Source organism: Arthrobacter sp. NPDC092385, assembly GCF_044755105.1.
In the GTDB taxonomy this organism is placed as follows: Bacteria; Actinomycetota; Actinomycetes; order Actinomycetales; family Micrococcaceae; genus Arthrobacter_D.
Map to the genome: position 1 here is coordinate 115,194 of NZ_JBIVQL010000004.1, position 23,924 is coordinate 139,117.

The 23,924-nt window shown below is 70.8% G+C and carries 21 protein-coding genes, 1 tRNA gene and 1 riboswitch; of the genes, 17 read left to right on the top strand and 5 right to left on the bottom strand.

Annotated elements, in window-relative coordinates; all coding sequences use genetic code 11:
• The first annotated feature begins 13 nt into the window (after positions 1-13).
• The 5 genes from ACIQCY_RS06880 to ACIQCY_RS06900 all read left to right on the top strand — a co-directional run bounded on the left by ACIQCY_RS06880 (position 14) and on the right by ACIQCY_RS06900 (position 5,190).
• Positions 14-1,231: an allantoate amidohydrolase gene (locus ACIQCY_RS06880; protein ID WP_400483155.1), complete on the top strand. Its 1,218-nt coding sequence runs from the start codon at positions 14-16 to the stop codon at positions 1,229-1,231.
• The gene (locus tag ACIQCY_RS06885; protein ID WP_400483156.1) at positions 1,228-2,703 is read left to right on the top strand and encodes a formimidoylglutamate deiminase; all 1,476 of its coding nucleotides are present in this window, start codon (positions 1,228-1,230) and stop codon (positions 2,701-2,703) included. Before ACIQCY_RS06880 ends, ACIQCY_RS06885 begins: the two co-directional genes overlap by 4 nt.
• Positions 2,703-3,899 (top strand): imidazolonepropionase, encoded by a 1,197-nt coding sequence (gene hutI, locus ACIQCY_RS06890; protein ID WP_400483157.1) that lies wholly within the window; start codon positions 2,703-2,705, stop codon positions 3,897-3,899. The genes ACIQCY_RS06885 and hutI overlap by 1 nt, the downstream gene beginning before the upstream one ends.
• Positions 3,900-3,956: 57 nt before the next feature.
• Positions 3,957-4,760, top strand: coding sequence for a CPBP family intramembrane glutamic endopeptidase (locus tag ACIQCY_RS06895; RefSeq protein WP_400483158.1), 804 nt, complete (start codon positions 3,957-3,959; stop codon positions 4,758-4,760).
• A gap of 142 nt (positions 4,761-4,902) precedes the next feature.
• Positions 4,903-5,190, top strand: a complete 288-nt coding sequence (locus ACIQCY_RS06900) for a DUF1540 domain-containing protein (RefSeq protein ID WP_400483159.1) — start codon at positions 4,903-4,905, stop codon at positions 5,188-5,190.
• A gap of 69 nt (positions 5,191-5,259) precedes the next feature.
• Here the strand turns inward: ACIQCY_RS06900 and ACIQCY_RS06905 are convergent, their stop codons facing one another.
• Complete coding sequence (locus ACIQCY_RS06905) at positions 5,260-5,901, bottom strand: VOC family protein (RefSeq protein WP_400483160.1); 642 nt, start codon at positions 5,899-5,901, stop codon at positions 5,260-5,262.
• Positions 5,902-6,052: 151 nt separating this feature from the next.
• Positions 6,053-6,169: riboswitch (SAM riboswitch) on the top strand.
• Between the two features lie 81 nt (positions 6,170-6,250).
• On the opposite strand from ACIQCY_RS06905, the gene ACIQCY_RS06910 reads away from it, so the two are divergent.
• The 3 genes from ACIQCY_RS06910 (at position 6,251) to ACIQCY_RS06920 (ending at position 9,086) form a co-directional block, all read left to right on the top strand.
• On the top strand, positions 6,251-7,567 hold the full coding sequence (locus ACIQCY_RS06910) for a bifunctional o-acetylhomoserine/o-acetylserine sulfhydrylase (protein ID WP_400483161.1): 1,317 nt from the start codon (positions 6,251-6,253) through the stop codon (positions 7,565-7,567).
• A 6-nt stretch (positions 7,568-7,573) separates the two neighbouring features.
• Entirely contained in the window at positions 7,574-8,716 is a 1,143-nt protein-coding gene (locus ACIQCY_RS06915; RefSeq protein ID WP_400483162.1) for a homoserine O-acetyltransferase, read from the top strand.
• 64 nt (positions 8,717-8,780) lie between these two features.
• Positions 8,781-9,086, top strand: coding sequence for a hypothetical protein (locus tag ACIQCY_RS06920; protein WP_400483163.1), 306 nt, complete (start codon positions 8,781-8,783; stop codon positions 9,084-9,086).
• Positions 9,087-9,203: 117 nt separating this feature from the next.
• Here ACIQCY_RS06920 and ACIQCY_RS06925 read toward each other — a convergent pair whose 3' ends face one another.
• Positions 9,204-10,022, bottom strand: a complete 819-nt coding sequence (locus ACIQCY_RS06925; RefSeq protein WP_400483303.1) for an SGNH/GDSL hydrolase family protein — start codon at positions 10,020-10,022, stop codon at positions 9,204-9,206.
• A gap of 146 nt (positions 10,023-10,168) precedes the next feature.
• On the opposite strand from ACIQCY_RS06925, the gene ACIQCY_RS06930 reads away from it, so the two are divergent.
• Entirely contained in the window at positions 10,169-10,849 is a 681-nt protein-coding gene (locus tag ACIQCY_RS06930; RefSeq protein WP_400483164.1) for an alpha/beta hydrolase, read from the top strand.
• A 38-nt stretch (positions 10,850-10,887) separates the two neighbouring features.
• Here the strand turns inward: ACIQCY_RS06930 and ACIQCY_RS06935 are convergent, their stop codons facing one another.
• A complete protein-coding gene (locus ACIQCY_RS06935) occupies positions 10,888-11,118 on the bottom strand; it encodes an RNA-binding S4 domain-containing protein (protein WP_400483165.1) in 231 nt (76 codons plus the stop codon).
• A 41-nt stretch (positions 11,119-11,159) separates the two neighbouring features.
• Between ACIQCY_RS06935 and ACIQCY_RS06940 the strand changes: the two genes are divergently transcribed.
• On the top strand, positions 11,160-12,122 hold the full coding sequence (locus tag ACIQCY_RS06940) for a DMT family transporter (protein ID WP_400483166.1): 963 nt from the start codon (positions 11,160-11,162) through the stop codon (positions 12,120-12,122).
• Between the two features lie 56 nt (positions 12,123-12,178).
• On the opposite strand, the gene ACIQCY_RS06945 is transcribed toward ACIQCY_RS06940, so the two are convergent.
• Positions 12,179-13,801 carry a M28 family peptidase gene (locus ACIQCY_RS06945; protein ID WP_400483167.1) on the bottom strand — a complete coding sequence of 541 codons (1,623 nt, stop codon included), beginning with the start codon at positions 13,799-13,801 and terminating at the stop codon, positions 12,179-12,181.
• A gap of 304 nt (positions 13,802-14,105) precedes the next feature.
• On the opposite strand from ACIQCY_RS06945, the gene ACIQCY_RS06950 reads away from it, so the two are divergent.
• Positions 14,106-15,494 (top strand): glycine--tRNA ligase, encoded by a 1,389-nt coding sequence (locus ACIQCY_RS06950; protein WP_400483168.1) that lies wholly within the window; start codon positions 14,106-14,108, stop codon positions 15,492-15,494.
• Positions 15,494-16,405, top strand: a complete 912-nt coding sequence (locus ACIQCY_RS06955; RefSeq protein ID WP_400483169.1) for a GNAT family N-acetyltransferase — start codon at positions 15,494-15,496, stop codon at positions 16,403-16,405. Before ACIQCY_RS06950 ends, ACIQCY_RS06955 begins: the two co-directional genes overlap by 1 nt.
• Before the next feature lie 72 nt (positions 16,406-16,477).
• On the opposite strand, the gene ACIQCY_RS06960 is transcribed toward ACIQCY_RS06955, so the two are convergent.
• Positions 16,478-17,293: a lysophospholipid acyltransferase family protein gene (locus tag ACIQCY_RS06960; protein ID WP_400483170.1), complete on the bottom strand. Its 816-nt coding sequence runs from the start codon at positions 17,291-17,293 to the stop codon at positions 16,478-16,480.
• Positions 17,294-17,567: 274 nt separating this feature from the next.
• Here ACIQCY_RS06960 and ACIQCY_RS06965 point away from each other — a divergent pair, with 274 nt between their 5' ends.
• The 5 genes from ACIQCY_RS06965 to ACIQCY_RS06985 all read left to right on the top strand — a co-directional run bounded on the left by ACIQCY_RS06965 (position 17,568) and on the right by ACIQCY_RS06985 (position 23,818).
• A complete protein-coding gene (locus ACIQCY_RS06965; protein ID WP_400483171.1) occupies positions 17,568-18,938 on the top strand; it encodes a YibE/F family protein in 1,371 nt (456 codons plus the stop codon).
• Between the two features lie 86 nt (positions 18,939-19,024).
• Entirely contained in the window at positions 19,025-20,266 is a 1,242-nt protein-coding gene (gene dusB, locus ACIQCY_RS06970; protein WP_400483172.1) for a tRNA dihydrouridine synthase DusB, read from the top strand.
• Between the two features lie 85 nt (positions 20,267-20,351).
• A complete protein-coding gene (locus ACIQCY_RS06975) occupies positions 20,352-21,635 on the top strand; it encodes a deoxyguanosinetriphosphate triphosphohydrolase (protein WP_400483173.1) in 1,284 nt (427 codons plus the stop codon).
• An 82-nt stretch (positions 21,636-21,717) separates the two neighbouring features.
• Entirely contained in the window at positions 21,718-23,691 is a 1,974-nt protein-coding gene (gene dnaG, locus ACIQCY_RS06980) for a DNA primase (RefSeq protein WP_400483174.1), read from the top strand.
• Between the two features lie 54 nt (positions 23,692-23,745).
• Positions 23,746-23,818 (top strand) — tRNA-Asn (locus ACIQCY_RS06985).
• Positions 23,819-23,924 lie beyond the last annotated feature (106 nt).

The following is a 23,924-nucleotide window of genomic DNA, read 5'->3' on the forward strand; positions in this document are numbered from 1 at the left end:
GAAAGGCATCGACGTGCAGACCGTCTCCTCCGTCCTCGACTCCATCAGCGACGTCGGCCGCGATCCGGCCCGCGGCGGGTACTCCCGCGGCGTCTACACGGGCGCCGAGCTCTCCCTGCGCGAGTGGTTCACCGCCGAGGCCGCAGCCCGCGGGCTGTCGATGGAGACCGACCGCAACGGAATCCTCTGGGCCTGGTGGGACGCGACGGGCAGCCGCGACGGTGCCCTCGTCACCGGCAGCCACCTCGACTCGGTGCCCGGGGGTGGGGCGTTCGACGGCCCGCTCGGCGTGGCCTCGGCACTCGTCGCCGTGGATCTCCTGCGCGAGCGCGGCGTCCAGCCGAACCGCTCGCTCGCCGTGGCGGTCTTCCCCGAGGAGGAGGGGTCCCGGTTCGGCGTCTCCTGCCTCGGGTCCCGCCTCCTCACCGGGACGCTCGATCCCGATCATGTGCGGTCCCTGAAGGACACCGACGGCACCACGTTCGCCGAGGCGGCCCTCGCCGCCGGCATCGATCCGGCGCACCTGGGCCGTGACGAGGACGCGATCCGGCACATCGGCGACTTCGTCGAGCTCCACGTCGAGCAGGGGCGCGGGCTGATCGACCTCGATTCCGCCGTCGCCATCGGCTCCACCATGCTCGGGCACGGCCGCTGGCGCCTGTCCATCACCGGCCAGGGCAACCACGCCGGCACCACCCTCATGGCCGACCGCGCCGACCCCATGGTCGCCGCAGCCCAGGTGGTCCTCGCCGTGCGGAAGATCGCCGCGGAGCAGGACGGCGCCCGCGCCACGGTCGGCAGGCTGCAGCCCGTGCCCGGTGGGACGAACGTGATCGCCTCGCGCGTCGACCTCTGGCTCGACGTCCGCCACGAGGAGGACGCGGTGACGGCATCGCTCATCGAGAGGATCCACGGCCAGGCCCAGAAGATCTGCGCGTTCGAGGGGTGCCGGGCCAGGCTCACCGAGGAATCGCGCAGCTCCACGGTCCACTTCGACGGCGCCCTGCAGCGCACGCTGGGCAACGCGCTCGGACGCTCCTTCCCGGGCACCCCGACGCTGCCCACCGGCGCCGGGCACGACGCCGGCATCCTGGGCGCCATCGCGCCGACGGCCATGCTGTTCGTCCGCAACCCCACCGGCATCAGCCACTCGCCCGAGGAGTTCGTGGAGCGCGAGGACGCCGACGCCGGGGCCACCGCCCTGGCCGACGTCCTCGAAGACCTGCTGTGACCGGGAACATGGACGCCGTCGGACCCGTCCCCGCACCGGGCCCGGACGCGGTGCTGCCCGCCGTCCGTGCCGTGTGGTGCGAGCACGCCTGGCTGGGGGCCGGCGGCGTGGCGGACGCGGTCCGGGTGGAGGTCGACGGCGCGGGGACGGTCGTCGGGGTCCTGCCCGGCGTCCCCGCGCAGGACGGCGACGTCGTCCTGTCCGGTGTGGCCTTCCCCGGTGCCGCCAATGCGCATTCGCACGCGTTCCACCGTGCCCTGCGGGGCCGCACCCACGACCGCGGCGGGACGTTCTGGACGTGGCGGGAGACCATGTACCGCGCGGCCGGGGCGCTGACCCCGGCGCTCTACGAGGAACTCGCCACCGCCGTCTACGCCGAGATGGTCGCGGTGGGCTGGACGAGCGTCGCGGAATTCCACTACGTCCACCACCGGCCCGACGGCACGCCCTACGGGCAGGGGGACTCCGGCCCGCACGCCATGGAGCTCGCCCTCGCGCGGGCGGCCGTCCGCGCGGGCATCCGGCTCACGCTGCTCGACACCTGCTACCTCGCCGGCGGCTTCGGCACGCCCCTCGAGGACGGGCAGCGCCGGTTCTCGGACGGCACCGCCGCACGGTGGCTGGACCGGCTCGCATCCCTCCGCACCACGATCTCCGCGCTGTACCCGGCGCAGCAGGTGTCCGTCGGCGCCGCCATCCACTCCGTGCGTGCCGTCCCCGAGGACCAGTTGGCCGTCATCGCGCAGCACCTGCCACCGGATGTGCCCCTGCACGTCCACCTCTCGGAGCAACCGGCGGAGAACGAGGACTGCCTCCGCGCCACCGGCCGCACCCCGACCGCCCTGCTCGACTCCCACGGGCTCGTCGGGGACCGGCTGTCCGCCGTCCACGCGACCCACGTCAGCGGGCGGGACATCGCTGTCCTCGCCGATGCCGGGGCCGTCGTCGTCCTCTGTCCCACCACGGAGGCGGACCTCGCGGACGGTCTCGGCCCGGCCGGCGACTTCCGCGCGGCGGGAGCGAGGCTCGCCCTCGGCACCGACCAGCACGCCGTCGTCGACCCCTGGCTCGAGATGCGGGCTTTGGAGCACGGAGAGCGCCTGCGCACCGGGCGGCGGGGCCACTTCGGTCCGGAGGAGCTGCACGGCATCGCCGCGCTCGGCGGGGCCGCCGCGCAGGGACGCCGCGGAGCCGGCTTCCGTCCCGGCTGCGCCGCCGATTTCATGGCCGTCGACCCGCGCAGCACGCGCACCGCCGGATCCTCCCGGGCGCAGCTCGCTTACACCGCCACGGGCCAGGACGTCACGGGCGTCGTCGTCGGCGGGGTCCTCGTGGCGCGCGACGGCGTCCACGCCACGCTCGGCAGGCCCGCCGACCTGCTGTCGGCGGCCATCGCCCGCCTGGACGAAGCGGCGGATGCGCCGACCGGGCCCGGCCGCGCGACGGCGAACCACCGCCGGGGAAGGCACTGATGTCCGTCCTGATCACGAATATCGGCGAGCTGCTGACCCAGGACGCCGACGCCACGGTCCTGCGGAACGCCGCCGTGGTGTTCGAGGGTGAGCGCATCAGCTGGATCGGCGCATCGGCGCAGGCTCCGGCCGCCGACGAGAGCCATGACGCCGGCGGCCGCGCCGGACTGCCCGGCTGGGTCGACAGCCACACGCACCTCGTGTTCGCCGGCGACCGGACGGCCGAGTTCGAGGCCCGCATGGCGGGGGAGTCCTACGCCGCGGGCGGCATCGCCGTAACCGTCGAGGCGACGCGCGCCGCAGGGGACTACGACCTCACGCGGCTCCTGCTGGCTCGGGTCGCCGAGGCCGCCGCGGGCGGGACCACCTACCTGGAGACGAAGACGGGTTACGGGCTCGACGTCGAGCAGGAGGCGCGCAGTGCGCGCATCGCGGCAGGCGTCGTCGACGAGGTCACCTTCCTCGGCGCGCACCTCGTGCCGCGCGGGGAGGACGCGGACCGGTACACCGACGTCGTCTGCGGCCCGATGCTCGATGCCGTCCTGCCCTACGTGCGCTGGGCCGACGTCTTCTGCGAGGCGGGTGCCTTCACCGCCGAGCAGTCCCGCCGGGTGCTCTCTGCGTGCGCCGCCGCGGGCCTCGGACTGCGCGTGCACGGCAACCAGCTGGGACAGGGCGACGGTGTGGCGCTCGCCGTCGAGTTCGGTGCTGCCAGCGTGGACCACGTCAACCACCTGTCCGACGCCGACGTCGAGGCGCTCGCCGGCACGTGGGCCGGCGAGCAGTCCGTCCCCGGCACCGTCGCCACGTGCCTGCCCGCCTGCGATCTCTCGACGCGGCAGCCGTTCCCGCCCGCGCGGAGGCTGCTCGACGCCGGGGTGCAGCTCGCGATCGCCAGCAACTGCAACCCGGGGACGTCGTACACGAGTTCCATGGGCTTCTGCGTCGCCACCGCCGTCCTGCAGATGGGGCTGACCGTTCACGAGGCCGTCCGTGCCGCCACGTACGGAGGGGCGCTGGCGCTGCGGCGGCACACGGGCGACGACGCCGACGGCCGCCGCGCGGTCGGCTCGCTCGCCGTCGGGCACCGGGCGGACCTGCAACTGCTGAACGCACCCTCGGCCACGCACCTCGCCTACCGTCCCGGCATGCCGCTCGTGCACGCCGTCTGGAGGGCCGGCAACCGGGTGCGGTAGGCCGGCCGGACCGCGCGGTGGCTGGGAATCACCGGGTACCGCTGGGAGGATAGCGCCATGCATGCCGAGTCCGCTTCCGCCTCCTCTCCGTTCGTTCCCGCCCTCGCGGACGCACCCGCGCCGAAGCGCCGCATCACCGCGGAGCTGCTGATCGTCTTCGGGCTGTCGCTCGGACAGTCCGCCGTGTACTCCGTCGTGAACCTGGCGGAGAAGCTCTCGCGCGGCCCGCTCGCAGGCCAGACCACCACGCTCAACCCGGTGCTCGACGAGCGCCAGTACTTCGACCTCGCGTATCAGCTGCTGAACATCTTCTTCGCGCTGGTACCGGTGGCCCTCGTGCTGTTCCTGCTCAGCGGGCACGGTGTCTCAGCATTCCGCCGGCTCGGCTTCACCTTCGAGAAGCCGCTGCGCACCGTCGGCTTCGGCGTCGGCCTGGCCGCGGTCATCGGTGTCGGCACCCTCGGCGTCTACGCCGGCGGCCGCGCCCTGGGCATCACCACGGCGCTGGTGCCCGCCGCGCTCGACGCCTACTGGTGGAGCATCCCGGTCCTCATCCTCTCGGCCGTCCGGCATGCGGTGCTCGAGGAGGTGATCGTGGTGGGCTACCTGTTTATCCGCCTGCGCGAGCTCGGCTGGTCCACGCCCGCGATCCTGCTCACGAGTTCGCTGGTGAGGGGCAGCTACCACCTCTACCAGGGCTTCGGGCCGTTCATCGGCAACGTGCTGATGGGGCTGCTCTTCGCCTGGTTCTACACGCGCACCCGCAGGGTCATGCCGCTCGTGATCGCCCATGCGCTCATCGACATCACCGGGTTCGTGGGCTTCGCGCTGATCGGACCGGCCATCGGCATCGGCGGATGACGTGCTGGGGCAAGCCTCACCTTTGCTCATTTGCGCACGGTAATCGTGACTAAATTATCGGCCGACCGCGGTGTTACCGTGATCACATTCAGCGGAACGGCGGCTCCGACCGGGGGCCCCACCGGAACCGTCAGGAGGAATCATGAGTGTCGTCACCAGTGTCTCCGAGTGCAGTGTCCACAACTGCTCGTTCAACCATGACGGCTGTACCGCCGTGGCCATCACGGTGTCGGGGAGCGAGGAGCACGCGTCCTGTGCCACCTTCATCGACACCTCCGTCAGCGGCGGCCTGCCCAAGATGCTGGCCCACGTCGGTGCCTGCCAGCGCTCGGAATGCAGCTTCAACCATGACCTGCTGTGCGGTGCTCCTGCCGTCAAGGTGGGACCGGGCGCCGACGCTGCGGACTGCCTCACCTACACCCACGCCTGATCACCACGGCAGCACGAAGAAGGGACCGGACGGTCGTCCGGTCCCTTCTTCGTCCAGTGCCGACGCCGGCTAGATCTCGACGCGGCCGGCTTCGGTCTCGAACGTCACGGACATGATGCCCGGGGTGCCGTTCGGGGCGATCCACTGCACCTGCACGCCGTCGAGCGTCTCCTCGACGGCGGTGCCCAGCCACTCGGTCACGCGCTCCGAGGAGCCGGCGATGGTCAGGCAATCCAGCCTGACGGCCGCCGGGCGGGCCTTCGAGGGGTGGAGGGACTCGGTGCCGTCGTCCCAGCGCAGCAGGTAGGGGACCTGCGGATCCGCGATGAGCCCCTTGATGCCGATCTGCTGCCACGTCAGTTCCTGGCCGTCCGGGAACTTCCGGTTCCCGGGCACCGCGCTGCGGCCGAGGCGCTCCTCGAACGGTCCGAGATCGTCCACGGCCACGCACCAGCCCATCCAGCCGCCGCCCGCCTCGGAGCGCGCACGCACGGCCTGACCGAACGGGGCCTTGTCCGACGCCGGGTGGTTCAGGACCTCCACGACCTCGAGGTACTGGCCGTTGACCAGCGGGAAGATCATGTTGCGGGTGCCGAAGCGTGGGTGCACACCGCCTTTCACCGGCTCCACACCGAGCTTGGCGGAGATCCGGTCGGCCGTGGCGGAAAGTCCATCGGGTTCACAGGCATATGAGACATGGTCCAGGCGCATGCCGACATTTTGGCACTAAGTGATCTGCGTCTCGACTTAGGCTCCCCTTACTGCTGGTCCCGGCCGTCGCGGGTGCCCCGGAGGAGCCGTGCTGCTTCACGGAGGGTCATACGGGTTGCCGGATCCGCCGGGATGGGATTTCATGAAGGCAGGTCATGAGTGCCAGCACGAAGCCCCGGCTTGCTGGCCGGCAACCCTCCAACCGCGGTGGGGTGCCCCGGGTGAAGACCAGGTTCGGCGCTACTTCGGCGCCGTGCAAGCGCGGGCTCCTGCAGGGCCCGGTCTCCTGGAGCGGCGTGCACCGGCCGGAGCATCGGACCTCGGCGGAGCCCCTTGAACAGGGAGCACCATGTCCAACGATTGGTCCTTTGAGACACGCCAGATCCACGCCGGCCAGGTGCCGGACGCCGCCACGGGAGCGCGCGCGCTGCCCATCTACCAGACGTCGTCGTTCGTGTTCCCGAGCGCCGAGAGCGCCGCGAACCGGTTCTCGCTGACCGAGCTCGCGCCCATCTACACCCGCATCGGCAATCCCACGCAGGAAGCGGTGGAGACGCGGATCGCGAGCCTGGAAGGCGGAGTCGGCGCGCTGCTGCTCGCCTCGGGCCAGGCGGCGGAGACCTTCGCGGTCCTCAACATCGCCGAGGCGGGGGACCACATCGTGGCGAGCCCCAGCCTCTACGGCGGCACGTACAACCTCCTCAAGCACACGCTGAAGAAGTTCGGCATCGAGACCACGTTCGTGGAGGACCCGGACAACCTCGAGCAGTGGCGGGAGGCGGTCCGGCCCAACACCAAGCTCTTCTTCGGGGAGGTCGTCTCCAATCCCCGGCAGGACGTCCTCGACATCGAGGGCATCAGCGCCGTCGCCCACGAGCACGGGATCCCCCTGATCGTGGACAACACCCTGTCCACCCCGTACCTGATCCGGCCGATCGAGTGGGGCGCGGACATCGTGGTCCACTCGGCGACCAAGTACCTGGGCGGGCACGGCAACGCCATCGCCGGGGTCATCGTCGATTCGGGCAACTTCGACTTCGCGCAGCATGCCGAACGCTTCCCGGGGTTCAACACGCCCGACGAGAGCTACCATGGGCTCGTCTACGCGCGGGACCTCGGCGTCGGCAGCGCGCTCGGCGCGAACCTCGCGTACATCCTGAAGGCGCGCGTCCAGCTGCTGCGCGATCTCGGCGCCTCCGTCTCCCCGTTCAACGCGTTCCTCATCGCGCAGGGACTGGAGACCCTCAGCCTGCGCGTCGAGCGCCACGTGCAGAACGCCCAGGCCGTCGCCGAGTGGCTCGAGGGGCACGACGACGTCGAGCGCGTCTCCTACGCGGGCCTCGCCTCGAGCCCCTGGTACGAGCGCGGGAGGAAGTACGGACGGAACGGCACGGGCGCGATCGTCAGCTTCGACATCGTCGGGGGACTGGAGGCGGGCAAGCGCTTCGTGGACGGACTCGAACTGCACTCCCACGTCGCGAACGTGGGGGACGTCCGCTCGCTCGTCATCCATCCGGCGTCCACCACGCACAGCCAGCTCGGGGCGGAAGCACAGCTCACCGCCGGAGTGCGCCCGGGCCTCGTCCGCCTGTCGGTGGGCCTGGAGAACATCACCGACATCCTCGCCGACCTCGACGCGGGCTTCCGCGCCGCCAAAGGAGCCTAGCCCTTCGTGACCACCTACCCTCCTGCTCCGCTGTACCCCGGGATCGACGACGCACGCCCTTCGGGGGACGGGCTCCTGCGCATCGCGTCGATCGGTCCGCTGGCCCTGGAGACCGGGGGAGGGCTGCCCGACGTCCAGCTCGCCTTCGAGACCTGGGGCAGGCTGAACCGGGATGCCTCGAACGCCGTGCTCGTGCAGCATGCCCTGACGGGCAGCTCGCACGTGGCACGCGGCGCCTCGGAGGAGGAGGGCTGGTGGGACGCGCTCGTCGGGCCGGGCCGCACGGTGGACACCGACCGCTACTTCGTGGTGTCGATCAACATGCTGGGAGGCTGCTACGGCTCGACGGGGCCGGCGAGCCTCGCTCCGGACGGCACGCCGTGGGGATCGCGCTTCCCCTTCGTCACCATCCGCGATTCCGTGCGGGCCGAGGCCCTGCTCGCCGACCAGCTCGGCATCGGGCAGTGGCACTCGGTCCTCGGCGGGTCCATGGGAGGGGCGCGCGCCCTCGAATGGGCCCTGATGTATCCGCAGCGCGTCCGGCGGTGCGCCGTCATCGCCTGCACTGCCGCCAGCTCGGCCGAACAGATAGCGTTCGCCCAGGCGCAGCTGCAGGCAATCCGGCTCGACCCCGCGTACCGCGGCGGCGACTACTACGACGGCCCGCATCCGGATGTGGGCCTCGGCCTCGCCCGCCGCATCGCGCACATCACCTACCGTTCCGAGCGGGAGCTCGAAGCGCGCTTCGGCCGCGCGGAGCAGGATGCCGAGCAGGCCTTCGGGTCCGTCCTGCCGGCCGATCGCGGCCGCTACCAGGTGGAGAGCTACCTCGACCACCAGGCGGAGAAACTCGTGGACCGGTTCGACGCCAACAGCTACGCCATCCTGACCGAGGCGCTCATGAGCCACGACGCGGCGCGGGACCGGGGGAGCCTGGACGACGCGCTGGGCGCTGCGACGTCGGACTTCTTCATCGCCGCGGTCGACACGGACCGGCTCTACTTCCCCGAGCAGTCCCGGCGGCTCGCGGACGGACTGCCCGGGGAGGTCCCCGTCCACATGATCTCCTCGCCCGTGGGGCACGACGCCTTCCTGACGCAGATCCACCAGCTCGACGACCAGCTCCGCACCGCCTTCTACACGGAGTAGCAGTACGCGGTTGGGTTTCCCCGGACGGGCACCTAGTCTTGGAGCTAAGCCTGCTTAGGAATTCATGGCAGGCACGTCCGGGGCCGACGCCCCGGACTCATCGACGAAAGTTGAAGAGGAGCTGTTCATGGAACTGAGCACCATTGGCTGGAACCAGGAAGCACGCGACAAGATCCTGCTCGACTCCGACCGTGCCCTCCAGGGTGCGGTCCGCGAGGCCGTGGAGACGATGGACGGGAAGTCCCGCGACGAGATCTACGAATTCCTCTTCCAGAAGCTGCAGCCGCAGTTCGTCGACTTCAAGCCCGGGCCCGATCTCAGCGCGTGCGCCGACGCCGTGGCCAACGGTGAGGTCTCGCTCGACAGCTGAAGGCCCAGCGGGTGCGCTGGGCCCGCGTGAGGACAGGAACGACCGGCCGGGCGAGCTTCGGCCGGTCGTTCCTGTCGTCTCGACGGGGGAATCGGCCGGACCGCCGGGCTGCCCGCGTCAGTCCGCAGCGCCAGGGGGCATCCCCGGCCCGAAGATAGGCGACGGTTCGAGACGCTTGGCGGTCACGCCGTCGCCCGACGACTGGTGCCGCAGGCGCCGCAGCACCCATGGGACGAAGTACTCGCGGGCCCACACGAGGTCCTCGGCGCGGGCCCTGCGCCAGGTGCGGGCCGGGAGGTCCTTCGGGTGGAGCGGCTCGAGGGTATGCCGGACGGCGAGGGTGTCGAGGACCATCGCGGCGACGGTGTGGTGTCCCAGCGGTGAGAAATGCAGGCGGTCCGACGACCACATCTGCGGGTTCTTGAGTTGCCGCAGCGCCCACATGTCCGCGATGACCGCCTCGTGGCGGGCCGCGATGGTGCGGAGGTTCTCGTTGAAGATGGCGGTCTTCGAGCGGATGCTGCCCAGCACCGTCTCCCGCACGTCCGGGCCGGTGAAGAGGACCACGGTGGCACCCGAGGCCGCCAGGGTCGCGACGACGGCGTCGAGCTTCTCCGCGAGCAGGTCCGGATCCCCGCCCGGGCGCAGGAGGTCGTTGCCGCCGGCCGAGAGGGTGACGAGGTCCGGCCGCAGGGCCAGGGCCGCTTCCACCTGCTGGTCGATGATCTGCTGCAGCAGGCGCCCCCTGACCGCGAGGTTCGCGTAGGCGAAGCCTGCCTGCCCGCGGGACAGTTCCTCGGCGACCCTGTCCGCCCAGCCGCGGTTCCCGCCGATGCTCGCCGGGTTGGGGTCGCCGATCCCCTCGGTGAAGGAATCGCCCAGGGCCGCGTACCGGTGCCACGGGTGCGGCTCGGGGTTCAGGCTCGGATCGATCATCGGACCGTTCGGGATCGCGTCGGTCGCGGTCGCGGTCGTGGTCGTGGTCGGCTGGGAGGGTCGGGCGTCGGCAGGGCTCACCCGACCATTCTTCCAACTGCGGCCTCCCGTGAGTCAACGTCCGGTGTCGTGCCAAGATAGGAACCATGACCGAATCTGCCCCTGGCACAGCTGCGCCCTCCACGAGTTCCTGGGATCCGGTGATCCTGTGGTCGAAGCCGGAGTCCGAGCGGACGGGCACGCCCCTGCTCGTCCTGTTCCACGGCTACATGGCCAACGAGGAGGACCTCATGGGCCTCACCGACCACCTGCCCGCCGAGTTCACCGTGGCGTCGGTGCGCGCTCCCCTCGCCGTGGGGCAGGGCTTCTCGTGGTTCCCGCTGTCCCGTGAGGACGATTACTCGGTGGAGCGGGTGGTCGAGAGCGTCGGCGCCGTGTCCGCCTGGCTGGACACCGTCAGGGAAGCACACTCGAGCGTCAGCATCCTCGGCTTCTCGCAGGGCATGGGGGTGGCGACGTCGCTCCTGAGGCACCGGCCCACCGACTTCGCCTGCGTCGTGGGGCTCTCAGGATTCGCCGTGCCCTCGGAGGGGCACCCCTTCTTCCGTGACGACGACGCCGCCGCCACGCCCGTTCCGTTCTTCTGGGGACGTGACCAGGAGGACCAGGTCATCACACCCGAGATGATCGAGTTCACCCACGCCTGGCTGGTGAAGCACACGAAGCTCACCAAGATCCTCTACTCGAACATGTTCCACAGCATCAACCACCGGGAACTCGCGCACGTGCGGGAGTTCCTGAGCATGACGGTCCTCGACCGGCGCTGATCCGGGCAGGGGCCTCCGAACGGGCCGCCCCGCCCCTCCTAGGAGCGCGTGATGCGGACGGTCTCGCCGTTGACGCTCACGGTGTCACCGGGGTGCAGTTGGCGTCCGCGGCGTTCCTCGATGTCCCCGTTGACCTGGACCAGGCCGTTGTCGATCAGGGCCTTGGCCTCCACTCCGTCCTCCGCGAGCGAGGCGAGCTTCAGGGCCTGCCCGAGCCGGATCATGTCGTCCCTGATCGGGAGTTCTGGAAGGGATGCGTCGTCGGTCATGCATCCCATCATGCCGGATGCCCGCGCACTAGGCTGTACGGGTGTCTGATGCGCCCGTGCTTCCCCCTGCCGTCGGTTTTCCCCTCGCCCTGACCGCGGGTCTCGCCATCCCCCTGCAGGGAAGGATCAACGGAGCCCTCGGAACAGTGCTCGACGACGGCATCGCGGCCGCCCTGATCAGCTTCGGTACCGGACTCGTCGTGATGATCGCCATCACGCTCGTGCTGCCGGGCGCGCGCGCCGGCGCCCGCCAGATCATCCCCTCCGTGCGCGAGCGCCGCTTCCCGCCCTACTACGTGGCGGCCGGTGCCATCGGTGCGTTCTTCGTGTTCTCCCAGTCGCTGACCATCGGCATCCTCGGCGTCGCCCTGTTCACGGTGGCGACGGTCATGGGCCAGTCGCTCAGCGGGCTCCTGGTGGACCGCGCGGGTATCGGGCCGGGCGGGAAGCGCGCGGCGACGCCCATGCGCGTGATCGGTGTCGTCCTCACGGTCCTGTCCGTCGTCTGGGCCGTGTCACCGCGCTTCGGAGCCGCGGGCGAGCTGTCGGCCTGGCTGGTGCCCGTGCTGCTCCCCGTCGCCGCCGGCGTGCTGATGAGCTTCCAGCAGGCGATGAACGGGACGGCGGCGCTGCACTACGGCACGCCGCTCGCGGCCACGCTCATGAACTTTATCGCAGGCACCGCAGTCCTGCTGACCGCCTGGCTCATCAAGGTCGCCATCGCGGGACCGGGCAATCCGCTGCCGCCGGAGTGGTGGTACTACCTCGGCGGTCCCATGGGATGTGTCTTCATCGGGCTCGGTGCGCTGCTCGTGCGCAGCCTCGGGGTCCTGCTCACGGGGTTGTGCATGATCGGGGGGCAGCTCGTGGGCTCGCTCCTGCTCGACCTCGTGTTCCCGGCTCCCGGCACCATCATCGTGTTCGCGACGATCGCCGGGACGCTGCTGACGCTCGGCGCGATCATCCTCACCACCCTGCCCTGGCCCCGGCGCGCCCGCCCCTAGGGCGCGCACTGCGGGGGGCTGATCCGCAAGGAGCCCCCCGCAGCGCGGCGTCCGGTCTAGCGGTCCGCGACCTCGTGGTCGTGGTCGTGCTCGGGGTGGAGTCCACCGCCGCTCTCGGTGCCGCCGCCGAGGGGGTTGCCCTCGAAGCGGTCCTTCGGGCCCTTGCCCTTCACCGGGGCTCCGGCGCCGTTCACGTCGAACGTGCTCATGGCATAGGTCACCGTGAGGTGGGCGACGGCGTCGCTCAGCTGGTCGAGCGCCTCGAGGCTGAGGTTGTTGGTGTCGTCACAGGCCGCGTGGTAGCAGGCGTCGTACGGAGCGCCCGCGAGGCCGCCGAAGAGCACGGCCTGTTCGGGCGTCTTGATGCCCTCGGCGCCCGTGAACAGTCCGCCGGCAGGGATCCCCTCGGCGATGAAGGGTCCGTAGTCGCTGCGGCCGCTGAAGGCGGTCTCACCGGATGCGAGGCCCGCCGACGCGAAGTAGTCGTGGAAGTCCTGCTCGATCTGTCCGGAACCGGCCGGACCGGCCGCGGCATTCGGGCCGACCGGGAACGCCGAGTTGTCGCCGTCGTACACGAAGCGGCCGAAGTTCGGCGAGCCGATCATGTCGAAGTTGAGGTAGAGGCCCACCGAGTCCAGCCGGCCCTTCTCGACGAGGTCGGCGACGTAGTACTCCGAGCCGAGCAGGCCCTCCTCCTCCGCGCCCCACCACGCGAAACGGACCTTGTTCGTGGTCCTGACCTTGCTCATGCCCTCGGCCACCGCGAGGATGCCTGCGCTGCCCGTCCCGTTGTCGTTGATGCCGGGGCCAGCCAGGACGCTGTCCAGGTGCGCGCCGACCATGACGACGTTCTCGGGATCGCCGGTCGCGGTCTCGGCGATGATGTTGTACGTCTCGCGGTTCTCCGAGATCGTGTCGACGACGACCCTGCCGGTCACGTCGTCGCCGATCAGGCTGGTCCCCGCGGCGAAGCTCGCGCCGACGACAGGGATTCCCACGAGGTCCGGTGCGCCGAGCGTCCCGGCGACGGCGCCGGTGTTCAGCCCCACCCCGGTGTTGAAGATCACCACGGCGGCGGCGCCCGCCGCTTCGGCATTGGCGGCCTTGAGTGCGAAGGTGCACCCGCCGCGCTGCACCAGGGCGATGGACCCGGCCGTGAAGCCGGCGAAATCGGCCGCCTCGCAGCCGCTGGTCCCGGCCGCGCTCGCAGTGCCGGTCGTGTCGACGGTCTCGATCGCCCCGGAGGCGTCCCCACCCGCGGAGTAGGTCATGGTGGCCACGTCGTCGGGGCCGTAGGTGACGTCGTCGGGCGTGGACTGCTCCAGCACGGCCGGGCTGAGCTCGGCGAAGAACGGGAAGGTGAAGGGCTGGACGGTGGGTGTGTAGCCCGCCGCGGTCAGCTTGCCCACGATGTAGTCGACCGAGTCGGAGTAGCCCTCGGTGCCGGAGGCGCGGGTGTCGCCGTTGGCTTCGGCGATGGCGTCCAGGGCGGTGAGGTGGCCCACCACGTTCTCCACCGTGACGGCGGTCCGGAGCTTCTTCGAGGAGTTGTTGGTGCTGGTGTCGTAGGTGGGGGCGGCGGTGGCCGCGAGGCCGCCGCCGGCCACGAGGGAGAGACTGCCGGCGAGGGCCAGCGTCGCGCGTCCGAGCCGGGCGCGCGGAGGAAGGGGTAGGGTCACGGGGTTCCTTAGGGTGCGAGCGCCCGGTCCGTCCGGGCTGAAGTGACGTGGATCACACGCCGCAATGGGTTCAACCTAGGAAGAGTTCGGGCGCGGCGTCAAGGTGTGCGGCGTCTGCCTCGCGGGCCGACCGCTTCCGGGGCCGGCCCCGGACGCCCCGCTCCGGCCCCCGGCGCCCTGAGCGGACCCGGTAGGCTTGCGGGGTGGCTCCCGCGCCTGTCCACCCGGGCGGGACCGCCCGATGCACGCGACCCCCACCTGCGACCGCACCCAGCGGCCTGCACAGAACTGGAGAACAAACACCATGGCAGCAGCCAAGTCAGCACTCGACCCCATCATCTCGCTCGCCAAGCGGCGCGGCTTCGTGTTCCAGTCGGGGGAGATCTACGGCGGTTCCCGCTCTGCCTGGGATTACGGGCCCCTCGGCGCCGAGTTCAAGGAGAACATCAAGCGTCAGTGGTGGCAGACCATGGTGCGCGGACGCGAGGACGTCGTCGGACTGGATTCCGCGGTCATCCTGCCCCGCCAGGTCTGGGAGGCCTCCGGGCACGTCGAGGTCTTCAGCGACCCGCTCGTCGAGTGCCTGTCCTGCCACAAGCGCTACCGCGCCGACCACCTCGAGGAGGAGTACGAGGAGAAGAAGGGCCGGGCGCCGGAGAACGGCCTCAAGGACGTCACCTGCGCCAACTGCGGCACCAAGGGCCAGTGGACCGAGCCGCAGGAGTTCTCGGGACTGCTCAAGACCTTCCTCGGGCCCGTGGCCTCCGAGGAGGGCATGCACTACCTGCGGCCCGAGACCGCCCAGGGCATCTTCGTGAACTTCAACAACGTGCTGACCACCGCGCGCAAGAAGCCCCCCTTCGGCATCGGGCAGATCGGCAAGAGCTTCCGGAACGAGATCACCCCGGGCAACTTCATCTTCCGCACGCGCGAGTTCGAGCAGATGGAGATGGAGTTCTTCGTCGAGCCCGGGACGGACGAGGAATGGCACAGGTACTGGATCGACCAGCGTTTCTCCTGGTACACGGACCTCGGCATCAAGGCCGACAACCTGCGACTCTTCGAGCACCCGCTGGAGAAGCTGAGCCATTACTCCAAGGGCACCACCGACATCGAGTACCGGTTCGGTTTTTCCGGCTCCGAGTGGGGTGAGCTCGAAGGCATCGCGAACCGCACGGACTTCGACCTCTCCACGCACTCGAAGCACTCGGGCACGGACCTCGGGTACTTCAACCAGGCCACCAACGAGCGCTACACACCCTACGTGATCGAGCCCGCGGCGGGCCTGACGCGCTCCTTCATGGCGTTCCTCGTCGACTCCTACACCGAGGACGAGGCGCCCAACGCCAAGGGTGGCGTGGACAAGCGCACCGTGCTGAAGCTGGACCCCCGGCTCGCCCCGGTCAAGGCCGCCGTGCTCCCGCTCAGCCGCAACGAGGACCTGTCCCCGAAGGCGAAGGACCTCGCGGCGCAGCTGCGCAGGAGCTGGAACATCGACTTCGACGACGCCGGTGCCATCGGCCGCCGCTACCGCCGCCAGGACGAGATCGGCACGCCGTTCTGCATCACCGTGGACTTCGACACCCTCGAGGACCAGGCCGTGACGATCCGCGAGCGCGACACCATGGCGCAGGAACGCGTGGCCCTCGACCAGGTGCAGGGGTACCTCGCCGCGCGCCTGATCGGAGCCTGATGGCCCTCGAATACCGCGCCTGGCAGGAGGGGGACGACCTCGAGCTCATCCAGCTCTGGGGCGGCCCCGAATCGGCGGCGGCCGAGCAGTTCCGCGGGTCCTTCCGCGCGCCGTCGGACAATCCCTGGAACCGCTGCATCACCGCGGTGGACCAGGGGATCCCGGTAGCGGCCGGCTGCGTATACGGGGCGGCGCTCCACCCTGACCGGCTCTGGTGCTACATCGAGGTCGCCGAGGACCATCGGCGCGCGGGTGTCGGATCCACCCTGCTCACGATGCTCCAGCACGAGGCAGCAGCCTCGCCGTCGGGCATCACCGCACTGCGGTCGAAGGTGACGCCGGGCACCACCGGCGCCGCGTTCGCCGAGGCGACGGGCTTCGGCACGCTGCAGCGATCACGGCTCGTCGTCGTGGGACCGGGCGCCCTCGCGGCGCCCGCCTTCGACGACGCCGCGGGCCCGCAGCTCGAGGAGGCCGCCACCGGATCCGTCGAGCTGACCCGGGCGCTGGCGACCTTCTACGAGTCCGTCCACGCCTGGGACCGCGCGGACATCAGCCTGGGTCGCGCGCAGCAGCTGTTCCTCGGCGACGCGAGCGGCGCCGGGGGAGCGATCGTGCTGCGGGACAGGCCCAGGGCCGACGGCGGTGCCATCGCGGCCTTCGCGGTCAGCTACACGCAGGCCCGGACCGACGACCCGGCGGACGTCCTGCTCGGCTACGACACGACCCTCAGCCCGCAGGAGCAGCAGGCCGCCGTCGCCACCATGATCGCCATGCTCGTGCACCAGTACCCCATCCAGCTCGAGGTGGACGACTCGATGGAAGCGCTGGTCGCCGTCCTCGACCCCCTGCTGGCCACCGGCGCGGCGCGGCTCGCCGGTCCGGAGACCCTGGTGGTCGCGACGGCCTGAGCGCCTGCGCGGCCGGACACCCCGGGCGCCACGCGACCGCCCGACGACACGGAGGGGGCCGCTCCCGGTGCGTCAGCCGCGGTCGTGCCGGCCGGCCTTCTTGTCCGCGATGTCGGCCGCCTCGCGCTCGGCGTCGGTCATGGCGCTGCCGCCGAGGTGCGCAGGCATCCACCAGGCACCCGGCTCCGGGGTCACCGGGAAGTCGGCGATGCACGTCATGATGCCCTCCTGCAGCTCCTGGCGCAGCTTCTCCGTCTCCTCCGTGACGTCGAGCCCTGGCGCATGGTGGATGGCAGGGCTGATGTGGACGCGGACGGGGGACTTCCAGGCCCGCCGGACGGAGAAGCCGTGGCCGCGGGTCAGCAAACGGTGGGCGCCCCAGACGGAGACCGGGATCACGGGCACGCCGGCTTCGGCCGCGAGCCGTACGGCGCCGGTCTTGAGGGACCGGACGGTGTAGCTGCGGGACACGCCCGCCTCGGGCAGGATGGCCACGTACTCACCGGCCCGCAGCTTCGCGAGCGCGTCGTCGTACGCCTCGGCGCCCGCCTTCCGGTCCGTGACGACATGGCCGAGGCCGAAGACGAACGGGCTGACGAACCAGTGTCCCGCCGCCCGTTTCGAGATCATGTAGCGGGCCTGGATGCGTGCGTGGTTCCACAGGACGAGTTCCGCGAAGGCGAAGTCGAGGTACCCGAAGTGGGTGATGGCGACGACGGCGCCGTGCCCGGGCACCGCACGCCGCGAACGCCCCTGGAGGGGGTCCGAGGCCGGGAGGTTCTCCGTCCCGCTGACCGTGATCGGCAGGCGCAGGGCCGCGAAGACCGCCTTGCCCGCGTACACCACGAACCGGTACATGCGGTCGCTCTGCCGCGGCTTCCATCCCATGCTCAGATCCTTCGTCCGGCCTTCGGCGGGAGCGGGAAGACCCGCTCGTGCCCTCTACGTACTCTTTGTACCCCGGCCGGCCGCAGATACGCGTCCCGGACAGAGGTTTTCCTGCTCGGGTCCGGCAGCGGAGCCGGCCCGCCCGCCGTGGAGGACGGGCGCGACGCCGCGCACTGCGTTCTCCTGCGTAGAATCCCAGAGGCGCCCGGTGCGCCACGTCCGCCGCCCGAACGAGAACCGTCCGGACAACCGCCTGAGAACCCGAGGGAAGTCCGTGGGCCACAGCCACCTGAACGCCACCGAGAGTCCGGAGCCCACCTCCGCCGCGCTCGCCACGCGACGGCGGGCCACCGTGCTGCTCTCGGCGATCCTCGTTCCCCTCGGCGTCCTCACCCTCATCGCCATGGTGGTGCTCTGGCCCACGGGCGACCGCAGCTCCCTCTCGGTCGCGAATCCGTATGCGACGGCCGAGGGCGTCAGCTTCGAACGGGGAACAGTCCGCGAGGTCGGCGAGGGGGACTGCCCGTCCTCACAGGCCACCGTCGACGCCGGCGGCACCGCCCTGACCTGCACCATCGCCTACACGCAGCCGGCTCTCGGGGGTGATGTCATCCCCGTGGAGGTGACGCCCGAACTCGCGAAGACCAGGGCTGTGGAGGCGGGCGACGAGATCCGCTACCTCGACCTCGCCGCGGTCATGCAGGGCGGGGCCGCACCCTACGTGTTCGTCGATTTCGTGCGGTCCGTCCCGATCGTCGCGCTCGCGGTCGTGTACGCCGTCGTCGTCATCGCCGTCGCGCGCTGGCGCGGACTGCGCGCGATCATCGGCCTCGTCGGGGCGCTCGTGATCCTGGCGCAGTTCATTTTGCCCGGGCTCGTGGAGGGCCGGCCGCCCCTGCTGCTCGGACTCGTGGGATCGGTGGTGATCATGTACGGCGTCCTGTACTTCGCGCACGGCTTCTCGGCCCGGACGTCCACCGCCCTGCTCGGGACGGTCTTCGGACTCGGCGTCACGGCGGCCCTCGCCGCATGGGTCACGGACGCCGCCCACCTCACCGGTGTCGGGGACGAGAACGCCTACACGCTCGTGAACGCGTCGGATGAGCTGTCCATCTCGTCCATCATCCTGTGCGGCCTGATCATCTCGGGCCTCGGCGTCCTCAACGACGTCACCATCACGCAGTCCTCCTCGGTGTGGGAGCTGTACGAGCTCGCTCCGGACACCCCGGGGCGCCGGCTCTTCGCCTCCGCGATGAGGATCGGGCGGGACCACATTGCCTCCACCGTCTACACCATCGCCTTCGCCTATGCCGGCGCGGCACTGCCCGTGCTGATCCTCGTCTCCCTCTACGACCGGGCCCTGCTCGACACGCTCACGAGCGGTGAGCTGGCCGAGGAGGTGGTGCGGACCCTCGTGGGCTCGATCGGCCTGGTGCTCGCCATCCCCCTCACCACCGGGATCGCGGTGCTCGTGGTGAAGGCGGTGGGCCCGAAGGCCGGGGGCGGCAGGAACGACGACGGCTCCCGGGACCACGCCGAGCCCGCGGTCCCCGCGCACGGGGACGCGGGGACCCTCGCTCCGGGCGGGCGCCTTGTCGCGCTCGGCGAGCGGCGGGCCCGGCGCGCTGCCGGGGAGGGCGCATGACGAACGCATGGCGCAAGGCCGCCAGGGAGCGCAGGCGCACAGCGAACACTGCATCCGGATTTGCGGGACCTTGCGACAATGGAGGGGTGACCGCAGTATCGACACTTCCCGCTCCCTCCGGCGATCCCGGCTACGGCGACTCCACGGCCGCCCTTCCCGACGCAGCCGACGGCGCGCTCCGGCTCGACCTCCCGCCGCTCACCCTCGGCAACATCACGGTGGACACCCCGGTGATCCTCGCGCCGATGGCCGGCATCACCAACAGGGCGTTCCGCCGGCTCTGCCGCGAATACGGTGGCGGCCTCTACGTGTCCGAGATGGTCACCTCCCGCGCGCTCGTGGAGCGCAGCCCGGAGTCCATGCGCATCATCTCGCACGACGACGACGAGGCGGTGCGCTCGGTGCAGCTGTACGGCGTCGACCCGAAGACCGTGGGCGCCGCCGTGCGCCTGCTCGTCGAAGAGGACCGCGCCGACCACATCGACCTGAACTTCGGCTGCCCCGTGCCCAAGGTCACCCGCAAGGGCGGGGGAGCGGCGCTGCCGTGGAAACTCGACCTCTTCACGGGCATCGTGCAGACCGCCGTGCGCGAGGCGTCGAAGGGTAACGTCCCGCTGACCATCAAGATGCGCAAGGGCATCGACGAGGACCACCTCACGTTCCGCGAGGCCGGCAGGATCGCACGCGACAGCGGTGTCGCCGCCGTCGCCCTCCACGGGCGCACGGCGTCCCAGTTCTACTCGGGCCAGGCGGACTGGAACGCCATCGCGGAACTCCGCGAGGCGCTGCCGGACATCCCCGTGCTCGGCAACGGCGACATCTGGAGCGCGGAGGACGCCGTGCGCATGGTGCGGCAGACCGGCGTCGACGGCGTCGTCATCGGCCGCGGCTGCCAGGGCCGTCCGTGGCTCTTCGGTGACCTGATGAACGCCTTCGAGGGCAGTTCCGCCCGGTACCGGCCGGGCCTGGGGCAGGTCGCGGACACCGTCTACCGCCATGCGGAGCTCCTCGTGGAGACGTTCGGCAGCGAGATGATGGGGCTGCGCGACATCCGCAAGCACATGGCCTGGTACTTCAAGGGCTACGTGGTGGGCGGGGAGCTGCGGGCGAAACTGGCCACGGTGCCCACCCTCGAGGTGCTGCGCGGCCTCCTGGACGAACTCGACAAGGACTCGCCCTATCCGGGCTCCGACGCCGAGGGCCCCCGGGGCCGTGCCGGCTCGCCGAAGAAGACCGCCCTGCCCGAGCACTGGCTCGACGGCCGCGTCCTCAACGAGGCGCAGCAGGCCGATATCGCCGCAGCCGAGGTGGACGTATCCGGCGGATGACGCCGGCGTCCCCGGGTCCCGTCCTCCGCTCCACACCGGCCGGACCGGGCAGGACTTCCCCTCCCACCTGCGCTAGAAAGGCATCATGAGCTTCCCCGAACTGTCCGCCACCACCGGCTACAGCGTCGCGGACACGGAGCGGTGGGTGGAGGAGCCGCCCAAGAGCTCCCACCGCACCGACTTCGAACGCGACCGCGCCCGGGTGCTGCACTCATCGGCCCTGCGTCGCCTCGGCGCGAAGACGCAGGTCGTCGCGCCGGACACCGACGACTTCGTGCGGACCCGCCTCACCCACTCGCTCGAGGTCGCGCAGGTGGGCCGTGAGCTGGGCCGGACCCTCGGGTGTGATCCGGACATCGTCGACACCGCCTGCCTGGCCCACGACCTCGGGCACCCGCCCTTCGGCCACAACGGCGAATCGGCGCTCAATGACATCGCCCACGCCATCGGCGGCTTCGAGGGCAATGCGCAGACGCTCCGCCTCCTCACGCGGCTCGAACCGAAGGTCCTGGCGCCCGACGGCGGGCCCGCGGGCCTGAACCTCACCCGCGCGAGCCTGGACGCCGCGTGCAAGTACCCGTGGACTGCGGCGGCGGCCCCGGTGATCAGCGGCCAGCGCACCACGAAGTTCGGTGCGTACGACGACGACCTGCCGGTCTTCGCATGGCTGCGCGACGGTGCCCCGGAGGGCCGCTCGTGCCTCGAGGCGCAGGTCATGGACCTCGCGGACGACATCTCGTACTCGGTGCACGACGTCGAGGACGCCATCGTCGCAGGGCACCTCCAGCTCAAGTGGATGGACAGCGCCGATGCACGTGCACGCGTGGTCGGCTACACCCAGCAGTGGTACCTCCCGGGCAGTGATCCGGCGGCCGTCGATGCGGCGCTGGCCCGCCTCGAGAAGACGCCGGTGTGGGTCCGGGAGGCGGACGGCACGCGCCGGTCCATGGCCGCGCTCAAGAACATGACCAGCCAGCTGATCGGCCGCTTCTGCCTGAGCGCCATGCAGTCCACGCGCTCCATCTACGGGCCCGACTCCCTGACCCGCTACAACGCCGAGATGGTGGTGCCGGAGGAGACCATCATGGAGATCGCCGTCATGAAGGGCCTGGCCACCACCTACGTGATGACGACCGATCACCGCCAGCCGCTCTACGAGCGCCAGCGCGAGATCCTCGCGTCCCTCGTCGCCCGGATCCACGCCGACGGCGAGCGCTACCTCGAGCCGATGTTCGCCGCCGACTGGCGGGAGGCGCCGGACGCCGACGCCCGCCTGCGCGTGGTCATCGACCAGGTGGCGTCCCTCACCGACGCCTCCGCGCTCAGCCTCCACGAGCGCATCGTCGGGCCCGTTCCCGCCCTCTGGTAGGCCTGCTCCTCCCCAACGGCCCTGAGCGCCCCTGCGCCGGCGGCTGTCAGGGTGTCGGTGGGGCAGGCATAAACTGGGTTCCATGGCCGGACTCATCAAGCGTGAAGACATCGATGAGGTGCGGCAGCGGACCGACATCAAGGAGGTCGTCGAGGCCTACGTCACGCTCAAGTCGGCCGGCATCGGCTCGTGGAAGGGGTTGTGCCCCTTCCACGACGAACGGTCGCCGTCCTTCCACGTGCGCCCCCAGATGGGCTCCTACCACTGCTTCGGGTGCGGCGAGGGCGGAGACGTCATCTCCTTCGTGCAGAAGCTGGACCACACCTCCTTCAGCGAGACCGTGGAGAAGCTCGCGGCGCGCATCGGCTTCGAGCTGCACTACGAGGACGGCGGCACGGGCCCGCGGCGAGAGGACGTCGGCAAGAGGCAGCGCCTGCTGGACGCCCACAAGATCGCGGCCGAGTTCTTCCGCGACCAGCTCCTCACGCAGGGCGCTGCCACCGCGCGCCAGTTCCTGCAGGAGCGGGGCTTCGACCGCGCGGCCGCGGAGCAGTTCGGCGTCGGCTACGCCCCGCAGGGCTGGGACACGCTGCTCAACCATCTGACGGGCCGGGGGTTCACCCTCGACGAGTTGAAGCTGACCGGCATGTTCAGCGCGTCGTCGAGCAACGCCGGGCGGTTCTACGACCGCTTCCGCGGGCGGCTCATCTGGCCCATCCGCGACATCACCGGGGACACCGTCGGGTTCGGTGCGAGGAAGCTGTACGAGGACGACCAGGGACCGAAGTACCTCAACACCCCCGAGACCTCCCTCTACAAGAAGTCCCAGGTGCTGTACGGCATCGACCTCGCCAAGCGGGACATCGCCAAGAACCGGCAGCTCGTCGTCGTCGAGGGCTACACCGACGTGATGGCCTGCCACCTCGCCGGCGTCGGGACCGCCGTCGCGACGTGCGGCACGGCGTTCGGCACGGACCACATCAAGATCGCCCGCAGGCTCCTGTCCGACGACGGCACGGGAGGCGAGGTCATCTTCACGTTCGACGGCGATGCCGCGGGGCAGAAGGCCGCCCTGCGCGCGTTCGAGGAGGACCAGCGCTTCAACTCGCAGACGTACGTGGCCGTCGAGGCGTCCGGCGCGGACCCGTGCGAGCTCCGGCAGACCCGGGGCGACGACGCCGTCCGCGCCCTGATCGCCGATCGCCGGCCCCTGTTCGAGTTCGCGATCAAGGCGTCCTTCGGGAACTTCGACCTCTCCTCCGGGGAGGGGCAGGTCAAGGCCCTGCGGCATGCCGCCCCGATCGTCGCGCAGATCCGCGACGTCTCCCTCCGCTCCACCTACACGAGGGAACTCTCCCGCTGGCTCGGCATGCAGTACGTCGGGGAGGACCAGGTGGCGCGTGCCGTCGCGGCGGCTGCGCGCCGGGACAGCGCCCCGGCGTCCGCGGCCGGAGGCCGCCAGCACGGGCAGCAGGGCCAGCAGGGCCGGCCCGGCCGGCCCGGCCAGCAGGGGAGTGCCGGGCAGCCGGGTGGCGCGTCCTCCGGTCATGGCTCCGAGCCTGCCCCGTCCGAGGAACCGTTCTTCGAGCGCCCTGATCCGCGGGACCCCATCGCCCGGATGGAGCGGGAGGTACTCGAGGTGGCCCTCCAGCAGCCCACCCTGCTCACCGCGGCCCAGTGGGAGAGCTTCTCCACGTTCCGGTTCACCGTCCCCGTCTACGAGGCGCTGCACAACGCCGTCCTGGCTGCGGGGGCCGCGGGGGCGGAGCTCTCCCGGTGGGTGGAGTCGGTGCGCGAGGGCGTACCGGACGTCCTGCGTCCCCTCGTCAGCGAGCTGGCCGTCCGGCCGCTGCCGGCGAAGGACGCCGATGCGATGGTGCTGTACTGCCGCGACATCCTGAACCGCCTCACGGAGCTCCGGATCACGCAGCAGAAGGCGGAGAAGCTCGGCCAGCTCCAGCGCATGGATCCGGCGGCGGATCCGGTGCTCTACAACCAGGTGCAGCGCGACCTGATGGAGCTCGAGATGCAGCGGCGGCAGCTCCGCGAGGAGTGAGCCGGCGCTGATTTCACTTCGCCCCTGAAGGTATGTAGAGTAATACCTGCGCATTCCTCCGTAGCTCAATTGGCAGAGCATTCGACTGTTAATCGAAGGGTTACTGGTTCAAGTCCAGTCGGAGGAGCGAATATGCCCCTGACCAGTGGAAACACCGGTCAGGGGCATTCTTTTGCCCGGGTGCCGGCCGTGTGTGCCGGCCGTGTGTGCCGGCCGGCCGGGCACCGGCGGCC